Source organism: Mycobacterium sp. GA-1199 (genome assembly GCF_001500045.1).
GTDB lineage: Bacteria > Actinomycetota > Actinomycetes > Mycobacteriales > Mycobacteriaceae > Mycobacterium.
The window spans coordinates 44,329-64,332 of record NZ_LQIX01000014.1 but is presented as its reverse complement, the minus strand read 5'-3'; the positions used below and the strand labels follow the sequence as shown (position 1 = coordinate 64,332).

The window sequence follows — 20,004 nt, the reverse complement described above, 5'->3', positions numbered from 1 at the left end:
GCGTTGCCCCGGGTCACCGACGACCACCTGGCGGCGCGTCGTCGGCAGATTCTCGACGGCGCCCGCCGGTGCTTCGCGGAGTACGGCTACGACAAGGCGACCGTGCGGCGGCTCGAGCAGACGATCGGGCTGTCGCGCGGCGCCATCTTCCACCACTTCCGGGACAAGGACACGCTGTTCTTCGAACTGGCCCGCGAGGACGCCGAGCGCATGGCCGATGTCGCCGCGCGCGAGGGGCTGGTCCAGGTCATGCGCGACATGCTGGCCGCGCCGGATCAGTTCGACTGGCTGGCCACCAGGCTCGAGATCGCGCGAAAGCTGCGAAACGATCCCGACTTTCACCGGGGCTGGGCGGAGCGGTCCGCTGAACTGTCGGTTGCCACGACCCAGCGGCTGCGCATGCAGAAGCAGGCCGGGCGGCTGCGCGACGACGTTCCCAGCGCCGTGCTGCAGACCTATCTAGACCTCGTCCTCGACGGCCTGGTCGCGCGTTTGGCGTCGGGCGACGATCCCCAAAAGCTCAGTGCCGTACTGGACCTGGTCGAGGCGTCACTGCGGCAGCGACGCGACCAAGAGACCGTGCCGCAGGGCGACTAGCGGCGCCTGCTGCGGTGGTTCGGACCCCCACGGCTGCGCATCGTCGTACCCGACTCACGCAGCATGCTGTGGATGGAACCGTACGAGCGTCCCGTGGACGCGACCAGAGTACGGATACTTGCCCCACCCTCGTAAGCACTCCGCAACTCGTTCAGCAACTGGTCTCTCGACTTGTCCAGCTTCTTCATCAGCACCTCCCCGCTTCGATGCCCCGACGGATACCCAGCGTAGGAAGCGGTTACACACGACGCTTGAAAATGACCAAACGCTTCGCGTTCTGGATCAAGCCAACTCGATGAGGTCGCGATACTCCTCGGACCAGTAGTCTTCGGTGCCGTCGGGAAGCAGGACCACGCGTTGCGGTTCGAGTGCCTCGGCGGCGCCGGGATCGTGGGTCACCAACACCACCGCGCCGACGTAGCTGCGCAGCGCATCGAGCACCTGCTCGCGCGAGGCCGGGTCGAGGTTGTTCGTCGGTTCGTCGAGCAACAGCACGTTCGCGGTCGACGCGACCAGGCCGGCCAGCGCCAGCCGGGTCTTCTCGCCGCCGGACAACGTGCCCGCCGGCTGATCGAGTTGCGGTCCGCTGAACATGAAGGCGCCCAACAGCCCGCGCAGGTCCTGCTCGCCGGTGTCGGGTGCGGCGTGGCGGATGTTCTCCCACACCGTCGCGTTGTTGTCCAGGGTGTCGTGTTCCTGGGCGAAGTAGCCGAGCTTGAGGCCGTGACCCGGTTCGAGGCGCCCGGCGTCGGGCGTCTCGGCGCCCGCCAGCAAACGCAACAGGGTGGTCTTGCCTGCACCGTTGAGCCCGAGCACCACCACCCGCGACCCTCGGTCGATCGCCAGGTCGACGCCCGTGAAGACCTCGAGCGAGCCGTAGTTCTTGGTCAGCCCCTTGGCGACGAGCGGGGTGCGCCCACACGGCGCGGGGGTGGGGAACTTGATTCGGGCCACCTTGTCGGCGACACGTTCCTCGTCGAGTGCGGCCATCATCCGGTCGGCACGACGCAACATGTTCTGCGCGGCAACGGCTTTGGTGGCCTTGGCCCCCATCTTGGCCGCTTGGGTGCGCAACGCGGACGCCTTGCGTTCGGCGTTGGCGCGTTCGCGGCGGCGCCGGGCTTCGTCGGTAGCGCGCGCGTCGAGATATTTCTGCCAGCCCATGTTGTAGACGTCGACCTCGCTGCGTACGGCGTCGAGGAACCACACCCGGTTCACCACGTCGGCGAGTAGGTCGACGTTGTGGCTGATGACCACCAATCCCCCGGGATGGTTCTGCAGAAAGTCACGCAGCCAGCCGATGGAGTCGGCGTCGAGGTGGTTGGTCGGTTCGTCGAGCAGCAGCGTCGTGCTCGAGCCCGCGCCGCTGTCGGAGGCCGCGAACAGAATCCGGGCCAGTTCCACGCGGCGGCGCTGACCGCCGGACAGTGTGCGCAGCGGTTGGGTGAGGACCCGCTCCGGCAACCCGAGGCTCGCGCAGATACGGCCCGCCTCGCTCTCGGCGGCGTAACCGCCCAGCGCGGCGAAGCGCTCCTCGAGCTGACCGTACTTGCGCACGGCCTTGTCGCGGGCGGCGTCGTCGGCGACTTCGGCCATCAGCACCTGCTGCTTTTCGAGGTCGGCGAGCAGGGTGTCCAGGCCACGCGCCGAGAGCACCCGGTCGCGGGCGAGCACATCCAGGTCGCCTTCTCTGGGATCCTGTGGCAGGTAACCGATTTCGCCGTTACGGATGATGTCGCCCGCATACGGTTCACCCTCGCCGGCGAGGATGCGCATCGTGGTGGTCTTACCCGCGCCGTTACGGCCGACCAGTCCGATCCGGTCGCCGGGCTGTACGCGAAGCGCGGTTCCGTCGGTGGACAGCAACGTGCGCGCCCCGGCGCGGACCTCCAGGTCCGTTGCGGTGATCACGCTGGGCGGTCCTTACTTGTCATCGGTGAATTCGGGGTCTCGTTTTTCGGCGCGCGCTGCCACCGCTTCTTCGAAGTTGGCGGTGAGCAAACGGACGAACAGTTGTCCGAGGCCCTCGGCTTGCATGTGCCCTTCCAGGCTACCGGCGTCCAGTCCACTCCAAAGTGTGCGCTTGGTCAACTCGATTCCGGGCCGGGAGAACGCCGCGATGCGCTCCCCCATCTGGTAGCAAACCTCGAGTAGCTGGTCGTCGGGCAGGGCGCGCGACACCAGGCCGATGCGTTCGGCTTCTGCGGCGGCGACGTCGCGGCCGGTCAGCATCAGCTCGAACGCCCGTGACGTGCCGATGGCGCGCGGAAGCAGATAGGACAGTCCGAGCTCGCTGGCGGTCAGGCCGTTGTTGATGCCGGCCGCGCGGAAGTAGGCACCGTCGGCCGCTACGCGGATATCGCAGGCCAACGCCAGGCACAGGCCCCCGCCGATCGCGGCACCGTTGACCGCCGCGATGACCGGCTGGTGCATTTTGCGCAGGGCGAGGATGACGTCGTCGAGCACTTCCATCGAGCGCAGCGCGAACGTCGGCCGGGTCAAACCGTCGATGTGCGGCACCGAACCGGCCGACTTGTGGTCGGCGCCCGACGAGAATCCGCGGCCGGCGCCAGTGAGCACGACCGCCCGCACGGAGTTGTCGTAGGTCAGCTCGTCGAGCACCTTCTTGAGCGGAACCATGACGTCGAACGCCATGGAGTTCATTCGCTCGGGGCGGTTCAACGTCACCAGTGCGACGCCGGGTCGCGGCCGGTCGACCAGGACGAAGTTGCTCTGCTCGGTCTCTGCGTGCTCGCTCACGCATGCACGCTATCGCGTGCGGAGGTTCACTCCGGCTGGCCGTTGTCCTGCGCGGCGATCGCCGCGTCGATGTCGAACTCCTTGACGCGCTGGACCAGTTCCTCCAGGGCCGCGGGCGGCAACGCGCCTGCCTGGTTGAACACCAGCTTGCCCTGCTTGAACGCCATCAGCGTGGGGATGGACCGGATGTCGGCCGCGGCGGCCAGCGCCTGCTCCGCCTCGGTGTCGACCTTGGCGTACACGACGTCGGGGTGTTGTTCGGAGGACGCTGCGAATGTGGGGGCGAACGCCTTACACGGGCCACACCACGACGCCCAGAAGTCCACCAGCACGATCTCGTTGTCGTTGATGGTGTCGTTGAATTGTTCGGCGGTGATGTCTTGGGTAGCCACGTTGATTCCTAACGCTGATGGTCAGCTCTGTGTTCCCAGCCTACGGGCGGATACCCAGTTCAGTACGGCCGCGCTCGAAGAACTCGGTGACCAGGGCGGCCAATGTGTCGACATCGTGAGCCGCGTCCAGTGGGTAGAGAGCTCCGAACGGCGCATTCCAGAACGGTCCCCTCCGCTTCTGCCACGGCCCGACGTAGGCGTACGGCGTCGGGTGGGTTTCGTCACCGGCCGAGACCCCGTAGTTCACCTCGTCCTCGACAGCGGCGACGTCGAAATGCTCCGGCCACAGTGTCGGATGCTGCTGCGGCAGAACATGTTTGAGGGCATATCCGCCCGCGTAGTGGGCGCGCTGGAGCCACGCCGCGGCATCGGGATCGAGTGTGAGCTCGGCGTGGGCGGGCAACGGGTCGACGATCCGGTAGACGCCCTCCGGTGGTCCGGCCACCACGCCGGCCGCCTCGGCGATGGCCGCGACGCGGCCGGCCAGCGCAACGCTGCCGTCCTGGAAGACCAGGTCGGTGCCGTGCACGGACAGGGGTAACGCGACGGCGGCGAAGCCGTCGGGGCGCACCGCGAGCCTGATTGTGCCCGCGGACCGGTATTGGGGGCCCGCGATCAGGCTTTCTGCCACACCACGCAGTTGACGGCGGGTGGCGACGTAAGGATGGCTCATACCGCATCGAGGCTACGGGCGCGGGCCAGCAGTTGGGATTGCCGTCGCGGCCACCAGAACAGCTCAACGAGCAGTGCGACCAGGTAGATGGCGGATGCGACCGCGTTACCCCAGGATCCGAAAAAGGCGTCCCAGACCGCCGCACCCAGCGCGACGACGAGTGCGATGACCAACACCCACCGCAGTGGACGGGCCTCTTCCGCTGCGGCGCACAACCCCCTCGCGTAATCGACTTCTGGCCCCGCCAGCCGGGAATCGGTCAGGTGGACCCCGCTTCGTACCGCGCGCACGACCGCGACCCGCTCCTGACCCGAGAGCTCTCTCGAACCCGGCCAGTACCGGTTCATCCGGCGCGCCATCCAGATGCCGTAGAACGTGCCGACGACCACCGTGACGATGACAGCGCTGAGGAGGAAGCCGGAATCGAGCCATGCGAGGACGCCGAGGCAGAGCCCGACGCAACCGCCGATCAACAGCGCGCGCCGTCCGAACCCGCCCCGCCAGACGAACGCCGGGACCGTGACCACGAGATCATTCTGAGCTCTTCGTCCATGTCTTCGTACGACAATGTCGGCAATGCCGAATACCAACACCACCTTCCCCGCTCCGGCAGGCCCAGTGCCGGCGTATCTCGCCACACCGCTCGGCCTCGGCCCGTGGCCGGGCGTCGTCGTCTTGCACGAGGGGTTCGGCATGACCCGCGATATCGTGCGAATCACCGACCGCTTTGCCTCCAACGGATACCTGTCGATAGCGCCGTGGCTGTTCCATCGAGGCAACAAGATCGTCTGCATCGTGCGTACGTTTCAGGCGCTGCGAAACGGTGAAGGGGAGGCGGTCGACGACATCATCGCAGCCCGCCACCGCTTGGTCTCCGATGACCAGTGCACAGGGAAAGTGGGGGTCGTCGGGTTCTGCATGGGCGGGGGATTCTGCCTGGTGCTTGCTCCGCGCGAATTGTTCGCTGCCTCCGCACCGAATTACGGCGATTGGCCGAAAGACGTGTCGAATCTAGCGAAGTCGTGCCCGACTGTGGCCAGCTATGGCGCCCGTGACTTGATGCTCAAAGGAGCAGCGGCCAAACTCGATGCTCTTCTCGCCGACGGCGATGTGCCACGAGATATCAAGGAGTATCGCGACGTCGGCCACTGCTTCATGAACGATCTCGAAACTCGAGGTCCGTTGAAGGTGATTCAATCGATCGCCAGAATGTCCTACTCGGCGCCCGAGGCGGAAGACGCGTGGCAGCGCATCTTCGCGTTTTTCGGTGAGCATCTGCGGTGAATGCTCAGCCGTCTCAGATCTCCGTCAATGCCTTCGGGCGCAGCAGCAATGTGGCCACCACGCTGATCGCGGCTGTCACCACGAGGTAGGTGCACGCCAACCACGGCGACTGATTCGTGGCGGCGATCAACGCGGTCAGGATCAGCGGGGTCAGACCCGACGCGTAGACGCCCGAGAGCTGATACACCGTCGACAGCCCGGTGTAGCGGATACGTGCCGGATACAGCGACGCGTAGAGCGTGCCCTGGGCGCCGTAGAACCACGCGTGGATCACGCCGAACACCACCAACATTCCGAGCGCGTAGGCGGTCATGCTGCCGGTGTTGAACAACGCGAACACCGGGAAAACCGCGACGGCGTAGGCAACGAGTCCGCTCGCGTACACGGCTCGCGCCCCGAACCGGTCGGTCAGCAATCCCGAGACGGGCAGCAGCGCGGCCATCAGCAGCGCCGCAACCGTGACGGCGATGAGCACCGGAACCCGCTCCAGCTTCAGTGTTCCGGTCGCATACGAGATCGCGAATACACCCCATGTATTGAAAGCCGCGCCCTCGCCCCACCGCGACAACAGTCCCAGCACCGTATTGCGCAGCGCGGGACGACGGAACACGTCACGCAGCGGCGCTGCCGAGCGGTCGTCCTCGTCGCGCACCTTCTCGAAGGCCGGTGTCTCGGTCGCCTTCCATCGCACGATGAAACCGAAGACCACCAGCACGATGCTGAACAAGAACGCGATCCGCCAGCCGTATGACTCGAAGGCATCCTCGGGCAGGGCGATTTGGAGCAGCGCGAACACGCCGGTGCCCAGTGCGAGCCCAAGCGCAAGACCGACTTGAGGCACGCTGCCCGCGAAGCCACGCCGATGCGCCGGACTGTGTTCGACGGCGAGCAAGATTGCCCCGGCCCATTCGCCGCCGAGCGCGAAACCTTGTACGACGCGCAGGAGTACCAGCAGGATGGGCGCGAGCACCCCGATCTGGGCGGCGGTGGGCAGCACCCCCATCAGAGCGGTCGCACCGCCCATCAGGACCATGGTGAGCGCCAGTGTCTTCTTCCGGCCGATCCGGTCGCCGACGTGGCCGAACACGAACCCGCCGATCGGGCGCACGATGAACCCGACCGCGAACGTCGCGAAGGACAACAGCGTCCCGACCAGAGAGCTCTGATCGGGGAAGAATGCTTGGTTGAACACCAGGCTCGCCGCGGTCGCATAGAGAAAGAAGTCGTACCACTCGATCGTGGTTCCGACGAGGCTGGCGACCAGCGCGGTGCGGACCCTCGACGCGTCCGCCGTCGAATCGATCAGCGCGCGTGCGGGTTCGGGTGAGACATCTGTCGCCGAAGACACGAGATTCGACAATTGTCGATTCGGCGACGGCGGCACAGATTTGTGCCCGCCGTGATTCAAAGGCTGACTCCACGAGGCCGTCGTGGGCCAGACCCGAAGCTTGAGCTAGACGGTGAAACCCAACGCGCGCAACTGCTCGCGGCCGTCCTCGGTGATCTTGTCCGGCCCCCACGGCGGGTTCCACACCCAGTTGATCTTCAGCTCGTTGACCAGCCCCGCGCCGACCAGCGCTGTGCGCGACTGGTCCTCGATCACATCGGTGAGCGGACAGGCGGCCGAGGTCAGCGTCATGTCGATCAACGCGACCTTGCCCTGCTCCCCCTGCTCGACGTTGATCCCGTAGACCAGGCCCAGATCGACGACGTTGATACCGAGCTCGGGGTCGACGACGTCGCGCATCGCCTCCTCGAGATCGAACAACAGTTCCTCGTTGGGCACTGCGGCGTCACTCATCCTGCCTCCTGAAATCTCTCCGATGCCTGCGACAGTGCATCTTTGAAAGCCATCCACCCCAGCAACGCGCACTTGACCCGCGCCGGGTACTTCGCGACGCCGGCGAACGCGATGCCGTCCCCGATGACGTCCTCGTCGCCCTCGATGGTCCCGCGCGAGGAGATCATCTCGCTGAATGCGGCGACGGTTTTCAGTGCGTCACCGACGCTCTGGCCGATCACCTGATCGGTCAGCACCGATGTCGAGGCCTGGCTGATCGAACAGCCCTGCCCGTCATAGGAGATGTCGACCACCTGCTCACCGTCGTCGGACAGCGTCACCCGCAGCGTCACCTCGTCGCCACACGTCGGGTTGACGTGATGGACCTGAGCGCCGTACGGCTCGCGCAATCCACGGTTGTGCGGGCGCTTGTAGTGATCGAGGATCACTTCCTGATAGATCTGATCCAGCCGCACGTCAGTCCCTGCCGAAGAATTCCACGGCCCGGCGCACACCGGCCACCAACCGGTCGACCTCGTCGACGGTGTTGTACACCGCGAACGACGCCCGCGCGGTAGCGGCGATCCCGAACCGCCGATGCAGCGGCCACGCGCAATGATGGCCGACGCGCACCGCCACGCCCTCGTCGTCGAGCACCTGGCCGACGTCGTGCGCATGAACTCCGTCGACCACGAAACTGACCGGCGACGCCCGGTTCTCCAGCGACGTCGGGCCGATGATGCGCACGCCGTCGATCGCGGACAGTCCCTCCAGCGCGGCGGCCACGAGCCCGGATTCGTGCGCCTCCACGGCGCTCATCCCGATTTCGCGCAGGTAGCGCGCGGCGGCGGCCAGACCGACCACTTGCGAGGTCACCGGCGTTCCCGCCTCGAAGCGCTGCGGTGCAGGCGCGTACGTCGTCTCCTCCATCGTGACGGTCTCTATCATCGAGCCGCCGGTCAAGAACGGTGGCATCGCATTCATCAGCGCAGAGCGGCCGTACAGCACGCCGATCCCCGTCGGCCCCAACATCTTGTGCCCGGAGAACGCGGCATAGTCGACGCCGAGCGCATGCAGATCGACGGGCTGATGCGGCACCGACTGGCAGGCGTCGAGCAGGGTCAGCGCGCCGACGGCCTTGGCCCGAGCGACCAGCTCGTCGACCGGCGCCAACGCGCCGGTCACATTCGAATGATGGCTGAACGCAACGATTTTCACCCGCTCATCGAGCTGCAGCGAATCGAGGTCGATACGCCCGTCGCTGGTGACGCCGTACCATCTGAGTGTCGCTCCGGTCCGGCGCGCCAACTCCTGCCACGGAACCAAGTTGGCGTGGTGTTCGAGTTCGGTCGTCACGATCACATCACCGGGCCCGACGGCGTGATCGAACCGCTTGTCCCCCATCGCGTACGAGACCAGGTTGATCGCCTCGGTCGCATTCTTGGTGAACACCAACTCATCGGGATCGGCGCCGACGAACGCCGCGATGTCCGCGCGGCCGTCCTCGTAGGCGTCGGTCGCCTCCTCCATCAACTGGTGCGCGCCGCGGTGCACCGCGCCGTTGGAGGTCACGAGGAACTCGCGCTCGGCGTCGAGGACCTGCGCCGGCCGTTGCGAGGTCGCCCCGGAATCCAGATATGCCAACGTGTTTCCGCCGCGCATCTGTTTCTTCAGGATCGGGAAGTCCGCGCGGATGGCGGTCAGATCCAGCGGGCGAACGGTGGCAGTCATGGCTACGCCTCCGCGGCCGCCGTCTGCGCGAAGCGGACGTAGCCCTTCTCCTCGAGCTCATCAGCGAGCTCGGGACCACCGGAAGTGACGATGCGTCCGTCGACGAAGACGTGCACGAACTGCGGCTGGATGTAGCGCAGGATTCGTGTGTAGTGGGTGATCAACAGCACGCCGCCGTTCTCGGTCTCGGCGTAGCGGTTGACGCCCTCGCTGACCACCCGCAACGCGTCGACGTCCAGGCCGGAGTCGGTCTCGTCGAGGATCGCGATCTTCGGCTTGAGCAGGGCCAGCTGCAGGATCTCGTGGCGCTTCTTCTCACCACCCGAGAACCCCTCGTTCACACTGCGTTCGGAGAACGACGGGTCGATCTCGAGGTCTCCCATCGCCGACTTGACCTCTTTGACCCAATGCCGCAGCTTCGGAGCCTCACCGCGCACCGCCGTCGCCGCCGTGCGCAGGAAGTTCGACATCGACACACCCGGAACCTCGACCGGGTACTGCATAGCGAGAAACAGGCCGGCGCGGGCGCGCTCATCGATGCTCATCTGGAGCACGTCCTCCCCGTCCAGCGTGATCGAACCGGACGTCACCGTGTACTTGGGGTGACCGGCGATCGCGTAGGACAGCGTCGACTTGCCGGAGCCGTTCGGCCCCATCACCGCGTGGGTCTCCCCCGACTTCACGGTCAGGTCCACGCCCTTGAGGATCGGGATCTCGGTCTGCTCAGGGGTTTGCACCGAGACGTGCAGGTCTTTGACTTCAAGTGTGGTCATGATTGGGTTGTTCTCGATTCCGTGATCGCTAGTTCTCGTTCGATGGCTTCGGTGAGGCGCTCGCGCACCGCGGGCACGGCGATTTTGGCGATGATCTCGTTGAAAAAGCCGCGCACCACCAAACGCCGCGCCTGATCCTCGGGAATGCCGCGGGCCCGCAGATAGAACAACTGCTCGTCGTCGAAACGCCCGGTGGCACTGGCGTGTCCGGCGCCGATGATCTCGCCCGTCTCGATCTCGAGGTTGGGCACCGAGTCGGCCCGAGCGCCGTCGGTGAGCAGCAGGTTGCGGTTCACCTCGAAGGTGTCGGTGCCGGTGGCCTCCGCGCGGATCAACACGTCTCCGACCCACACGGTATGCGCATCGGGCCGATTGGATGCCGGATCACCTTGCAGCGCACCCTTGTACAGCACATCGGACTTGCAGTTCGGATGCGCGTGGTCGACCAGTAGCCGCGACTCGAAGTGCTGGCCGTCGTCGGCGAAGTAGGTGCCGAGCATCTTTGCGTCGCCGCCGGGTCCGGTGAACCGAACCGTGGCCGTCGTCCGCACCACGTCCCCGCCGAGCGTCACGTTCACGTGGCCGAGCACGGCATCCTTGCCGAGGCGGGCGTGATGCGCGCTGACGTGCACGGTGTCATCGGCCCAGTCGGCGATCCAGATCACCCCGAGGCCTGCCGAATCGCCGACGATGATCTCGACGTTGTCGGCGTAGGTCCCACTGCCACGCAGGTCCACGACGACGATCGCGCGCGAAAGCTCCTCGACGCGGATCTGTAGATGCTCGTAGGCCACCGCGCCCTCCCCGGGGCCGTCGATGTCGATCTCGATCGGTTCGGCGACCTCGGTGTCACGGCCCACCGTGACGATGGTGGCGGTGTCGAACGACGAATACGCCTGTGCGGCAACACGGTCGGCGGGCACACCACCCTGGCCGAGCCGCTCGTCGCCGCGACCGACCGTTTCGACGCTGACACCGGGGCACTCCCTCACGGTGATGCGTGCGTTGCCGGTGGCGACGGCGGAACCGTCGTGCAGCCCGCGCAGGCGCTTCAACGGCGTGAACCGCCAGATCTCGTCGCGGCCGCCGGGCACCTCGAAGGCGTTCACGTCAAAGGAGGTGAAGATCTCGCCCTTGTTGAGTGCCGACCCGGCTGGTGTCCCTTCGACCGCTGTCTGCAGAGGGGAACTCACTTAGCCCACAGCCCCTTCCATCTGCAGCTCGATCAGCCGGTTGAGCTCCAGCGCGTACTCCATCGGAAGCTCCTTGGCGATCGGCTCGACGAAGCCGCGCACCACCATCGCCATCGCCTCGTCCTCGGTCAGGCCGCGGCTCATCAGATAGAACAGCTGATCCTCGCTGACCTTGGATACGGTGGCCTCATGGCCCATCGTCACGTCGTCCTCGCGGATGTCGACGTAGGGGTAGGTGTCGGAGCGGCTGATTGTATCGACAAGCAGCGCATCGCATTTCACGCTCGACCGCGATCCGTGGGCACCCTTGTTGACCTGGACCAGGCCGCGGTAGGAGGCGCGACCGCCGCCGCGGGCGACGGACTTGGACACGATGTTGCTCGACGTGTTGGGCGCCAGGTGCAGCATCTTGGCGCCGGTGTCCTGATGCTGCCCTTCGCCGGCGAACGCCACCGAGAGCACCTCACCGCGAGCGTGCTCACCGGTCATCCACACCGCGGGGTACTTCATGGTGACCTTGGAGCCGATGTTGCCGTCGACCCACTCCATCGTCGCGCCGGCCTCGGCCCGGGCCCGCTTGGTGACCAGGTTGTAGACGTTGCTCGACCAGTTCTGGATAGTCGTGTAGCGGCAGCGACCGCCGGACTTGACGATGATCTCCACGACCGCGGAGTGCAACGAGTCGCTCTTGTAGATGGGCGCGGTGCAGCCCTCGACGTAGTGCACGTAGGCACCCTCGTCGACGATGATCAGCGTGCGCTCGAACTGGCCCATGTTCTCGGTGTTGATCCGGAAGTAGGCCTGCAGCGGGATGTCGACGTGCACACCGGGCGGGACGTAGATGAACGAACCACCCGACCAGACCGCCGTGTTCAGCGCGGAGAACTTGTTGTCGCCGGCCGGGATCACGGTGCCGAAGTACTGCTTGAAGATGTCCGGGTGCTCACGCAGCGCGGTGTCTGTGTCGAGGAAGATGACGCCCTGCGCCTCCAGGTCCTCGCGGATCTGGTGGTAAACCACCTCCGACTCGTACTGGGCCGCGACACCCGAGACCAGTCGCTGCTTCTCCGCCTCCGGGATGCCCAGTTTGTCGTAGGTGTTGCGGATGTCCTCGGGCAGGTCGTCCCACGTGGCGGCCTGCTTCTCGGTGGACCGCACGAAGTACTTGATGTTGTCGAAGTCGATGCCCTCGAGGTTGGAGCCCCAGTTCGGCATCGGCTTCTTGTCGAAGGTGCGCAGTGCCTTCAGTCGGATGTCGAGCATCCACTGCGGCTCGTTCTTCTTCGCGGAGATGTCGCGAACCACCGCCTCGGACAACCCGCGCTGTGCGCTGGCGCCCGCGACGTCAGAGTCCACCCAGCCGTAGCCGTACCGGCTCAGCGAGGCGATCGCCTCATCCTGGCTGAGCGGCTCGCCTACCTTGTGGACTTCAGGTGTCGTCGTCATCTCGACGCTCCTTGCTTGCTAGTTGGGGCTGAAGCACTGATCTTCTCGACCAGCGGTACGTGCGTTGTGCAGGCGCAGTCGCCGTTGACGATGGTGGCGAGCCTCTGCACGTGCGTTCCCAGAATCTCCGCGAAGGCCTCACGCTCGGTCTCGCACAACTCGGGGAACTCCTCCGCGACATGTGAGACCGGACAGTGATGCTGACACAACTGGATTCCGTGGATTGATCCAGGCGCCGGTGTCACCGAAGTCACACTGGTCGCGTAGCCGGCCTTGGTCAGTGCGTCGGCCACCCGGTCGGCTTTGGATACAACGTCATCGGGGCCTTCGGTTACTCCCGCGAGGATCCCGTCGATACGTCGCCGCGCGAACGTCCGCACGGCGTCGTCGCCGCCGATCTCGCGGAGCTGACGAATGGCCGCGGCGGCCAGGTCGTCGTAGGCGTGGCCGAGCTTGGCACGACCCGCCGCGGTGAGCCGATACCGCTTCGCCGGCCTGCCGCGGCCGGTGTGCTGCCAGGCCGCCGCCGCGCTGGCCTGCGCGTCGCCGGCCTCGATCAATGCGTCGAGGTGGCGACGCACGCCCGCAGCGGAAATTCCGAGCTGTTCGCCGATCTCACCGGCGGTGATCGGTCCGGATTCGAGCAGCAATTGCACGATCGCACCACGCGTGTGGCGATCGGCTCCTGCCTCCGGACTGAATTTCACAACACTATTGTGACGGAATTCGGAAACTGCTGTAAAGCAAGGGCACCCTTAGCGTGACGGGAGCCATAACGCGGACGGTTACGCTGCTGAGGTGGCAGCCCGCCTCCCGTCGTTCAGCTCGTCGATCGCCCGTTGGCACGCCGACGAACGCCCGGTGGGATCGCCGCTGAACGATGCCGAGGTCATCGCGCTGCGCCGGACACGGCTGTTCGGTGCCGCCGGCACCGTCCTGATGGCAATCGGCGCGCTCGGCGTCGGGGCCAGACCTGTCGTGCAGGACCCGACGTTCGGTGTGCGTCTGCTCAACCTGCCGTCACGCATCCAGACAGTGAGCCTGACCATGACCACCACCGGCGCGGTGATGATGGCGCTGGCCTGGCTGATGCTCGGGCGGTTCACTCTCGGCGACCGACGCATGTCGCGCAGCCAACTCGACCGGCTGTTGTGGCTGTGGGTGCTGCCACTGCTCATCGCCCCGCCGATGTACAGCCGCGACGTCTACTCCTATCTGGCGCAGAGCGAGATCGGCGTCAAAGGCCTCGACCCGTACCGGGTCGGCCCGGCCACCGGCCTGGGCCTGGACCATGTGTTCACGCTCTCGGTGCCGAACATGTGGCGCGAGACACCCGCGCCGTACGGGCCGCTGTTCCTGTGGATCGGTCAGGGCATCTCGGCGCTGACGGGTGAGAACATCGTCGCCGCGGTGCTCTGCCACCGATTGGTCGTGCTGCTCGGCGTGGGCCTGATCGTGTGGGCGACCCCGCGCCTCGCGCGGCGCTGCGGCGTCGCCGAGGTGAGCGCGCTGTGGCTGGGCGCCGCCAATCCGCTGCTGATCATGCATCTGGTCGGGGGCATCCACAACGAGGCGCTGATGCTGGGCCTCATGCTCGCCGGCACCGAATTCGCGCTGCGCGGTGTCGACGCCGCCGCGCCGCTGCTGCCCAGGCCGCTGTCCTGGCCGCAGGACCGCGAGCAGTGGGCGCGGTGGTGGCCGCTGACGATGCTGCTGGCAGGCGTCGTGCTGATCACGCTGTCCTCGCAGGTCAAGTTGCCGTCGCTGTTGGCGCTGGGCTTCGTCGCGATGGCGCTGGCCTGTCGATGGGGCGGCACGGTCAAGGCGTTCTTCATGGCTGGCGGATCGTTGACCGCGGTGTCGGTGGTGGTGATGGCGCTGATCGGGTGGGCCAGCGGCCTGGGGTTCGGCTGGCTCAACACACTGGGCACAGCCAACGTGGTGCGCAGCTGGATGTCGCTACCCACCCTGTTGGCCCTGGGCACCGGTCAGGTCGGCATCCTGCTGGGACTCGGCGACCACACCACGGCGGTGTTGGGGCTCACGCGTGCGATCGGCGTGTTCATCATCGCGATCCTGGTGAGCTGGCTGTTGCTGCTCGTTCTGCGGGGGCGCCTGCATCCGGTGGGCGGGCTCGGCGTCGCGCTGGGCGTGACGGTGCTGCTGTTCCCCGTCGTCCAGCCCTGGTACGTGCTGTGGGCCGTCCTCCCCCTCGCGGCGTGGGCCACCCGGCCGGCATTCCGCAGCACCACGATCGTGGTCACGCTGGCCGTCGGCATCTTCGGCCCGACCGCCAACGGCGACCGCTTCACCGTTTTCCAGATTCTCCTCGCGACCGCGGCGAGCACCGTGATCGTCGCCGCGCTGTTCCTGCTCACCTACAACCGGTTGCCCTGGCGCAGTGTGGCCAGCCCGCCGCACCATCAACCGCCGCCACCGCCACCACAGCCCGCACGGCCCGACGCTTACGCTGAGTCCCCGTGACCCACTCTGGATCCGGGGCGTCGTCCCCCGTGCCCGTGCGCCTCAGCGGGGTCACCAAGCGCTACGGGTCGAATGTCGCGGTGTCCGAACTCGATCTGCAGGTGCAGGCCGCCGAGGTGTTCGCGCTGCTCGGACCGAACGGCGCGGGCAAGACCACGACTGTGGAGATGTGCGAGGGTTTCATCCGCCCCGACTCCGGCACCATCGAGATCCTCGGCCTGGACCCGTTCGGCGACAACGCCCGGTTGCGTGAGCGCATCGGCGTGATGTTGCAGGGTGGCGGCGGCTACCCGGCCGCACGCGCCGGCGAGATGCTCAACCTGGTGGCGTCCTACGCGGCCAACCCGTTGGACCCGGCATGGCTGATGGACACCCTGGGTCTGACCGAGGCGACGCGCACAACCTACCGGAGGCTGTCCGGTGGTCAGCAGCAGCGACTGGCGCTGGCCTGCGCGGTGGTCGGCCGTCCGGAGCTGGTCTTCCTCGACGAGCCGACCGCGGGGATGGATGCGCACGCGCGAATCGTGGTGTGGGAGTTGATCGATGCGCTACGCCGCGATGGCGTGACCGTGGTGCTGACGACCCATCAGCTCACCGAGGCCGAGGAGCTGGCCGACCGCATCATGATCATCGACCACGGCGTTCCGGTGGCCACCGGTTCGCCCGAAGAGCTGATGCGCAGCGGCGCCGAGAACCAATTGCGGTTCCGAGCCCCGCGCAAACTCGACTTGTCGCTTCTGGTGTCGGCGCTGCCCGAGAGTTACAAGGCGACCGAGACCGCTCCGGGCGAATACCTCGTCGAGGGCGCGATCAACCCGCAGGTGCTGGCGACGGTGACGGCGTGGTGCGCGCGTCTGGACGTGCTGGCCACCGATATGCGCGTCGAACAGCGAAGCCTCGAGGACGTGTTTCTCGAGTTGACCGGGCGGGAGTTGCGGCCGTAATGACGAATCGCTTTGCGCCGGGCACCTTCACACCCGATCCGGGACCGGCGACCGTACGACAGATGCTCGCCGCGCAGTTCGGCCTGGAGGTGCGGCTGCTGTTGCGCAACGGCGAACAGCTCTTGCTGACGATGTTCATCCCGATCACGTTGCTCGTTGGCCTGACGCTGATGCCGCTGGGGTCCTTCGGGCCCAACCGGGCGGCGACGTTCGTGCCCGCCATCATGGCACTCGCGGTGATCTCCACGGCGTTCACCGGGCAGGCAATCGCCGTCGCCTTCGACCGCCGCTACGGAGCCCTCAAACGCCTTGGCGCCACAGCGCTTCCGGTGTGGGGCATCATCGCGGGCAAATCACTTGCGGTGGTCGCGGTCGTGTTCCTGCAGGCGATCGTGTTGGGCACCATCGGGATCGCGCTCGGCTGGCGACCACATTTGGCGGGGCTCGCGCTCGGCGCAGCGGTGATCGCCTTGGGCACAGCGGGTTTCGCGGCACTGGGGCTGCTGCTCGGTGGCACCTTACGCGCCGAGATCGTCTTGGCGTTGGCGAATTTGCTCTGGTTCGTGTTCGCGGGGCTCGGCGCGCTGACGCTCGAGGGCGGCATTGTGCCCTCCGCCGCGCAGTGGGTGGCCCGGTTGACGCCGTCCGGTGCCCTCACCGAAGCGCTGACCCAGGCGATGACGTTGTCAGTGGACTGGTTCGGCCTTCTGGTGCTCGCGGTCTGGGGCGCCGTCGCCGCGCTGTGCGCGCTGCGCTGGTTCCGCTTCACCTGAGCGCAGCTGCGGCAACAGATATTCGAGCTGTCCAACCTCTTCGATGTTGTGCTTCACCCAGGCGCGCAACTTGTGGTCCGGGAACCGTCGGCGCACGACCCTGTTCACGGGCGTGAGCAGCGGTGAGCGAGCGCCGAGATCCATCACCGTCACGTAGTGGGCGCCGTCGGCGCCCGCAGACCAGGTGTGCTCCAGCTGGAAGATCGGAATCCCGGCAACCCGTTTGACCAGTCGGATGCCGGTCTCGTCGAGTTTCTCGACCCGCGCGATCTCATCGATCTTGTACTCGGGTCGGCCGCCAAACGCCTCGACCATGCGGAATCGCGCGCCATCGGCCGCACCACCTCCCGGTGCCGGACGGGCCAACGCCCAGTAGATGTGATCGATCGGGTGCCAGGCGAGATAGCGGTCGATGACCTCTCCCCCGTACGCCATCGTTTCGCCGAGGTGCGTGAACCAGTCGAGGAGCATCGCCGGGGTTACTTCCGCGAGCGGTCGGTGGTCGATGGTGATGCGGCGCCTGCCATGGCGGTGGTCGAGATATTGCACGGTCGCGGTGTCGACGCAGCGCAGCGGATAAAGCACCGGGCGTGCCATGGGATCCTCCTAAGATACGGATGCGTTTCTTATAGCCCGACGTTAAGCTTCGGCGTTGAGATACGCAAGCGTTTCTTCTCGAAGGAGTGGCGGATGGCGCGTCGGCGCGGACAAGAACTCGACGCCGCGATCCGTGACGCGGCGCTCGACCTGCTCGCCCGGTTCGGACCGGCCGGTGTCACGATGGAGGCCGTCGCCGCGGCGGCCGCAACGAGCAAACCCGTGCTCTACCGGCGCTGGCCCGACGCCACCGCCCTGCTCCGAGACACTCTGCTCGGCATCGCCACCGAAGTGATCCCGCACGAGGACACCGGCAGCTACCGCGGCGACATGCTCGCCGTATTGCGCGGATGGGCCGCGCTGTTCACCGGCCCTCGGGCGCCGGTGATCCGGGCCGCGATCGCGGCCGGCTCCCACGACCCCGACCTCACCGAGGCCTTCCGCGACGGCGTCATCGGCTGGCGCAAAGAGCAGATGGCCGCGTTGTTGGCGCGTGGTGTTGCCCGCGGCGACGTCCGCGCCGACGTTCCCGTCGAGATCGCCCGCGAGTTGGGGCAGAGCGTGCTGTGGCATCGGCTGCTGATCACCGGCGACCGCATCGACGACGATCTGGTCGTGCAACTGGTCGACGAGGTGCTGGTTCCGTTCGTGTCGCCTCGGTAACCGGCTCACCCGCTACTACGGCTTGTAGTTGCGCTGCTCTACGATCGGAACCGTGCGACGCGCCTTTCTGCGGCTGGTCGATCTGCTGCCGCTGCCCAGCCTGCGGGCCCAACGCGTCATCGCCTTCCTGGTCATCCTGACCCAGGGGGGAATCTCGGTGACCGGCGCGATCGTCCGCGTCACCGCGTCGGGCCTGGGCTGCCCGACCTGGCCGCAGTGTTTCCCGGGAAGTTTCACGCCGGTGCCGGTCGCCGAGGTGCCGGTGGTGCACCAGGCCGTGGAGTTCGGCAACCGGATGGTCACCTTCCTCGTCGTGCTCACCGCCGCGGCGGCAGTGCTGGCCGTGACGCGCACCCGTCGCCGTCGCGAGGTGCTCGTCTACGCGTGGCTGATGCCGGTGTCGACGGTGGTTCAGGCGGTGATCGGCGGAATCACGGTGCTGACCGGGCTGCTGTGGTGGACGGTCGCGATACACCTGCTGGTCTCGATGACCATGGTCTGGCTCGCTGTGCTGTTGTTCGTCAAGATCGGCGAGCCCGACGACGGAGTGCCGATCCGACGCGTGCCCAAACCATTGCGGCAACTGACGTTTCTCACCGGGCTCGCGCTAGCTGCGGTGCTCGTGACCGGCACGTTGGTGACGGGTGCCGGCCCACATGCCGGGGACAAGAGCATCGAGGCGCCGGTGCCGCGGTTACAGGTGGAGATCGTGACGCTGGTGCAGGTGCACGCGACACTTCTGGTGGCGTATCTGTCCCTGTTGGTGGCGCTGGTGTTCGCGTTGCGAGCCGTGGTCGCACCGCGAACTGTCATGCGGCGACTCGCCGTGCTGCTCGCCCTTGTCGCCGCCCAGGCTCTGGTGGGGCGCGTGCAGTATGCATTGGATGTGCCGGCCGCGCTGGTGGCCGTTCATGTCGCGGGCGCCGCGCTCTGTACCGCCGCGACCGCCGCGCTATGGGCGTCGATGCGAGAGCGGGCCAAGCCCGAACCGGTCGAGCGCTGATTCGACGGCGACGACGAACTCGCGCTGCTGTCGGTCCCTGGTGGTTTCGTCCAGCTGCATCCAGCCCAGCGACGGTTCGACGAGCTCGACTTCCAGCACGCGTGGGTCGGAGCATCCGCCGATGACGTCCACCCGCGCGTAGAGCAACTCCTCTTGGGACAGGTCGAGATGCGCGGCCGCCGCCGCCAGCGCCTGATGCCCGACATCCCAGACTTCGAAATCGGGGTCGGCGGGGCTCAGGGACTCCTGGGCGTAGGTGCCCGACTCGTCGAACGCGGGCGCCTCGCCGGGCCGCTGCAGGATCGGACCCTTCGCGAAGGCATGCGACTGCGCGCCGCCGATGAACACCAACGCGGTCTCGCCGTCCTCGATGCGCGGGTCGTAGGGCTGGATGACCACGGTCCGACCGGCGGCCAGCGTCCGGGCCGCATACCGCCGCGCATCCTCACGATCCGAAAAGCGAAGGGTGCCAACTGATCCCACTCCGACGGTGGGTTTGACCACGACTTCGGGGCTGTTCGGCAGCGCAACCGCGTCACCGGGGGCGAAGAATCGGCTCGGGACCGTCGGCACTCCCGCTGCCGCCAGGTCGGCCAGGTAGCGCTTGTCGGTGTTCCACGGCACCACTCGGGCCGGGTTGAGCAGATTGCGGACCCGTCGCGTCCAGGACAGGAATTCGTCGAGGCGATCGATGTAGTCCCACGTCGCCCGCAGGATCACCAGATCCGCTTTCACGGTCGCCGGGTCGTCCCACGACATCCAGCGCGCATGAAGCCCATGCTTACCCAGCGCCGCGACCAGGCCGGCGTCGTCGCCGTCCCCTTCCGGCAGTGCCGGGCAACCGGCCAACACGATGCGTGGATGGAACACATCAGGCCGCGCGAGCTTCACGAGTGCCAGGATATTGGCAC

At 66.8% G+C, this 20,004-nt stretch carries 23 protein-coding genes; 7 read left to right on the top strand and 16 right to left on the bottom strand.

Going from position 1 to position 20,004, the window contains the following annotated elements; all coding sequences use genetic code 11:
* The first annotated feature begins 3 nt into the window (after window positions 1–3).
* Entirely contained in the window at window positions 4–597 is a 594-nt protein-coding gene (locus AU198_RS12180; RefSeq protein ID WP_064348389.1) for a TetR/AcrR family transcriptional regulator, read from the top strand.
* Here the strand turns inward: AU198_RS12180 and AU198_RS12175 are convergent.
* The 6 genes from AU198_RS12175 to AU198_RS12150 all read right to left on the bottom strand — a co-directional run bounded on the left by AU198_RS12175 (window position 594) and on the right by AU198_RS12150 (window position 4,949).
* The gene (locus AU198_RS12175; RefSeq protein WP_064348432.1) at window positions 594–785 is read right to left on the bottom strand and encodes a helix-turn-helix domain-containing protein; all 192 of its coding nucleotides are present in this window, start codon (window positions 783–785) and stop codon (window positions 594–596) included. The genes AU198_RS12180 and AU198_RS12175 overlap by 4 nt on opposite strands.
* A 94-nt stretch (window positions 786–879) precedes the next feature.
* The gene (locus AU198_RS12170) at window positions 880–2,508 is read right to left on the bottom strand and encodes an ABC-F family ATP-binding cassette domain-containing protein (protein ID WP_064348388.1); all 1,629 of its coding nucleotides are present in this window, start codon (window positions 2,506–2,508) and stop codon (window positions 880–882) included.
* 12 nt (window positions 2,509–2,520) lie between these two features.
* On the bottom strand, window positions 2,521–3,357 hold the full coding sequence (locus AU198_RS12165) for an enoyl-CoA hydratase (protein WP_064348387.1): 837 nt from the start codon (window positions 3,355–3,357) through the stop codon (window positions 2,521–2,523).
* A gap of 26 nt (window positions 3,358–3,383) precedes the next feature.
* On the bottom strand, window positions 3,384–3,749 hold the full coding sequence (gene trxA / locus AU198_RS12160; RefSeq protein ID WP_064348386.1) for a thioredoxin: 366 nt from the start codon (window positions 3,747–3,749) through the stop codon (window positions 3,384–3,386).
* 40 nt (window positions 3,750–3,789) lie between these two features.
* Complete coding sequence (locus AU198_RS12155) at window positions 3,790–4,422, bottom strand: hypothetical protein (RefSeq protein ID WP_064348385.1); 633 nt, start codon at window positions 4,420–4,422, stop codon at window positions 3,790–3,792.
* Entirely contained in the window at window positions 4,419–4,949 is a 531-nt protein-coding gene (locus tag AU198_RS12150; protein ID WP_064348384.1) for a hypothetical protein, read from the bottom strand. The genes AU198_RS12155 and AU198_RS12150 overlap by 4 nt, the downstream gene beginning before the upstream one ends.
* A 49-nt stretch (window positions 4,950–4,998) precedes the next feature.
* Between AU198_RS12150 and AU198_RS12145 the strand changes: the two genes are divergently transcribed.
* Window positions 4,999–5,706, top strand: a complete 708-nt coding sequence (locus AU198_RS12145) for a dienelactone hydrolase family protein (RefSeq protein WP_064348383.1) — start codon at window positions 4,999–5,001, stop codon at window positions 5,704–5,706.
* A gap of 13 nt (window positions 5,707–5,719) precedes the next feature.
* On the opposite strand, the gene AU198_RS12140 is transcribed toward AU198_RS12145, so the two are convergent.
* The 8 genes from AU198_RS12140 to AU198_RS12105 all read right to left on the bottom strand — a co-directional run bounded on the left by AU198_RS12140 (window position 5,720) and on the right by AU198_RS12105 (window position 13,336).
* A complete protein-coding gene (locus AU198_RS12140) occupies window positions 5,720–7,012 on the bottom strand; it encodes an MFS transporter (protein ID WP_064348431.1) in 1,293 nt (430 codons plus the stop codon).
* A gap of 147 nt (window positions 7,013–7,159) precedes the next feature.
* The gene (locus AU198_RS12135) at window positions 7,160–7,507 is read right to left on the bottom strand and encodes a metal-sulfur cluster assembly factor (RefSeq protein WP_064348382.1); all 348 of its coding nucleotides are present in this window, start codon (window positions 7,505–7,507) and stop codon (window positions 7,160–7,162) included.
* Complete coding sequence (gene sufU, locus AU198_RS12130; protein WP_064348381.1) at window positions 7,504–7,962, bottom strand: Fe-S cluster assembly sulfur transfer protein SufU; 459 nt, start codon at window positions 7,960–7,962, stop codon at window positions 7,504–7,506. Before sufU ends, AU198_RS12135 begins: the two co-directional genes overlap by 4 nt.
* Before the next feature lies 1 nt (window position 7,963).
* The gene (locus AU198_RS12125) at window positions 7,964–9,217 is read right to left on the bottom strand and encodes a cysteine desulfurase (protein WP_064348380.1); all 1,254 of its coding nucleotides are present in this window, start codon (window positions 9,215–9,217) and stop codon (window positions 7,964–7,966) included.
* A 2-nt stretch (window positions 9,218–9,219) separates the two neighbouring features.
* Complete coding sequence (gene sufC / locus AU198_RS12120) at window positions 9,220–9,990, bottom strand: Fe-S cluster assembly ATPase SufC (RefSeq protein WP_064348379.1); 771 nt, start codon at window positions 9,988–9,990, stop codon at window positions 9,220–9,222.
* Window positions 9,987–11,183, bottom strand: a complete 1,197-nt coding sequence (sufD, locus tag AU198_RS12115; RefSeq protein WP_064348378.1) for a Fe-S cluster assembly protein SufD — start codon at window positions 11,181–11,183, stop codon at window positions 9,987–9,989. Before sufD ends, sufC begins: the two co-directional genes overlap by 4 nt.
* Entirely contained in the window at window positions 11,184–12,629 is a 1,446-nt protein-coding gene (gene sufB / locus AU198_RS12110; protein ID WP_064348377.1) for a Fe-S cluster assembly protein SufB, read from the bottom strand.
* Window positions 12,626–13,336: a helix-turn-helix transcriptional regulator gene (locus AU198_RS12105; RefSeq protein ID WP_064348376.1), complete on the bottom strand. Its 711-nt coding sequence runs from the start codon at window positions 13,334–13,336 to the stop codon at window positions 12,626–12,628. Before AU198_RS12105 ends, sufB begins: the two co-directional genes overlap by 4 nt.
* 91 nt (window positions 13,337–13,427) lie before the next feature.
* Here AU198_RS12105 and mptB point away from each other — a divergent pair, with 91 nt between their 5' ends.
* From mptB to AU198_RS12090, 3 genes are read left to right on the top strand one after another with little or no spacing between them, the layout of a single operon-like run.
* Entirely contained in the window at window positions 13,428–15,113 is a 1,686-nt protein-coding gene (mptB, locus tag AU198_RS12100; RefSeq protein WP_064348375.1) for a polyprenol phosphomannose-dependent alpha 1,6 mannosyltransferase MptB, read from the top strand.
* A 29-nt stretch (window positions 15,114–15,142) separates the two neighbouring features.
* Window positions 15,143–16,057: an ABC transporter ATP-binding protein gene (locus AU198_RS12095; protein WP_502689286.1), complete on the top strand. Its 915-nt coding sequence runs from the start codon at window positions 15,143–15,145 to the stop codon at window positions 16,055–16,057.
* A complete protein-coding gene (locus tag AU198_RS12090; RefSeq protein ID WP_064348374.1) occupies window positions 16,057–16,830 on the top strand; it encodes an ABC transporter permease in 774 nt (257 codons plus the stop codon). The genes AU198_RS12095 and AU198_RS12090 overlap by 1 nt, the downstream gene beginning before the upstream one ends.
* Here AU198_RS12090 and AU198_RS26410 read toward each other — a convergent pair.
* On the bottom strand, window positions 16,744–17,427 hold the full coding sequence (locus AU198_RS26410) for a hypothetical protein (RefSeq protein ID WP_064348373.1): 684 nt from the start codon (window positions 17,425–17,427) through the stop codon (window positions 16,744–16,746). The two genes, AU198_RS12090 and AU198_RS26410, sit on opposite strands and share 87 nt — an antisense overlap.
* Before the next feature lie 93 nt (window positions 17,428–17,520).
* Here AU198_RS26410 and AU198_RS12080 point away from each other — a divergent pair, with 93 nt between their 5' ends.
* Both AU198_RS12080 and AU198_RS12075 read left to right on the top strand, forming a co-directional pair.
* Window positions 17,521–18,090: a TetR/AcrR family transcriptional regulator gene (locus tag AU198_RS12080; RefSeq protein WP_064348372.1), complete on the top strand. Its 570-nt coding sequence runs from the start codon at window positions 17,521–17,523 to the stop codon at window positions 18,088–18,090.
* 73 nt (window positions 18,091–18,163) lie between these two features.
* Window positions 18,164–19,093 carry a COX15/CtaA family protein gene (locus tag AU198_RS12075; RefSeq protein ID WP_197416103.1) on the top strand — a complete coding sequence of 310 codons (930 nt, stop codon included), beginning with the start codon at window positions 18,164–18,166 and terminating at the stop codon, window positions 19,091–19,093.
* Here the strand turns inward: AU198_RS12075 and AU198_RS12070 are convergent.
* Window positions 19,043–19,984: an ATP-grasp domain-containing protein gene (locus tag AU198_RS12070; RefSeq protein WP_064348371.1), complete on the bottom strand. Its 942-nt coding sequence runs from the start codon at window positions 19,982–19,984 to the stop codon at window positions 19,043–19,045. The genes AU198_RS12075 and AU198_RS12070 overlap by 51 nt on opposite strands.
* Window positions 19,985–20,004: the final 20 nt, after the last annotated feature.

Excerpts from the sequence above, each read along its gene's own strand:
- AU198_RS26410 (WP_064348373.1), bottom strand. The coding sequence starts at position 17,427 with ATGGCACGCCCGGTGCTTTATCCGCTGCGCTGCGTCGACACCGCGACC.
- AU198_RS12125 (WP_064348380.1), bottom strand. The coding sequence starts at position 9,217 with ATGACTGCCACCGTTCGCCCGCTGGATCTGACCGCCATCCGCGCGGAC.
- AU198_RS12090 (WP_064348374.1), top strand. The coding sequence starts at position 16,057 with ATGACGAATCGCTTTGCGCCGGGCACCTTCACACCCGATCCGGGACCG.
- AU198_RS12155 (WP_064348385.1), bottom strand. The coding sequence starts at position 4,422 with ATGAGCCATCCTTACGTCGCCACCCGCCGTCAACTGCGTGGTGTGGCA.
- AU198_RS12175 (WP_064348432.1), bottom strand. The coding sequence starts at position 785 with ATGAAGAAGCTGGACAAGTCGAGAGACCAGTTGCTGAACGAGTTGCGG.
- AU198_RS12145 (WP_064348383.1), top strand. The coding sequence starts at position 4,999 with ATGCCGAATACCAACACCACCTTCCCCGCTCCGGCAGGCCCAGTGCCG.
- sufB (WP_064348377.1), bottom strand. The coding sequence starts at position 12,629 with ATGACGACGACACCTGAAGTCCACAAGGTAGGCGAGCCGCTCAGCCAG.
- AU198_RS12135 (WP_064348382.1), bottom strand. The coding sequence starts at position 7,507 with ATGAGTGACGCCGCAGTGCCCAACGAGGAACTGTTGTTCGATCTCGAG.
- sufC (WP_064348379.1), bottom strand. The coding sequence starts at position 9,990 with ATGACCACACTTGAAGTCAAAGACCTGCACGTCTCGGTGCAAACCCCT.
- AU198_RS12080 (WP_064348372.1), top strand. The coding sequence starts at position 17,521 with ATGGCGCGTCGGCGCGGACAAGAACTCGACGCCGCGATCCGTGACGCG.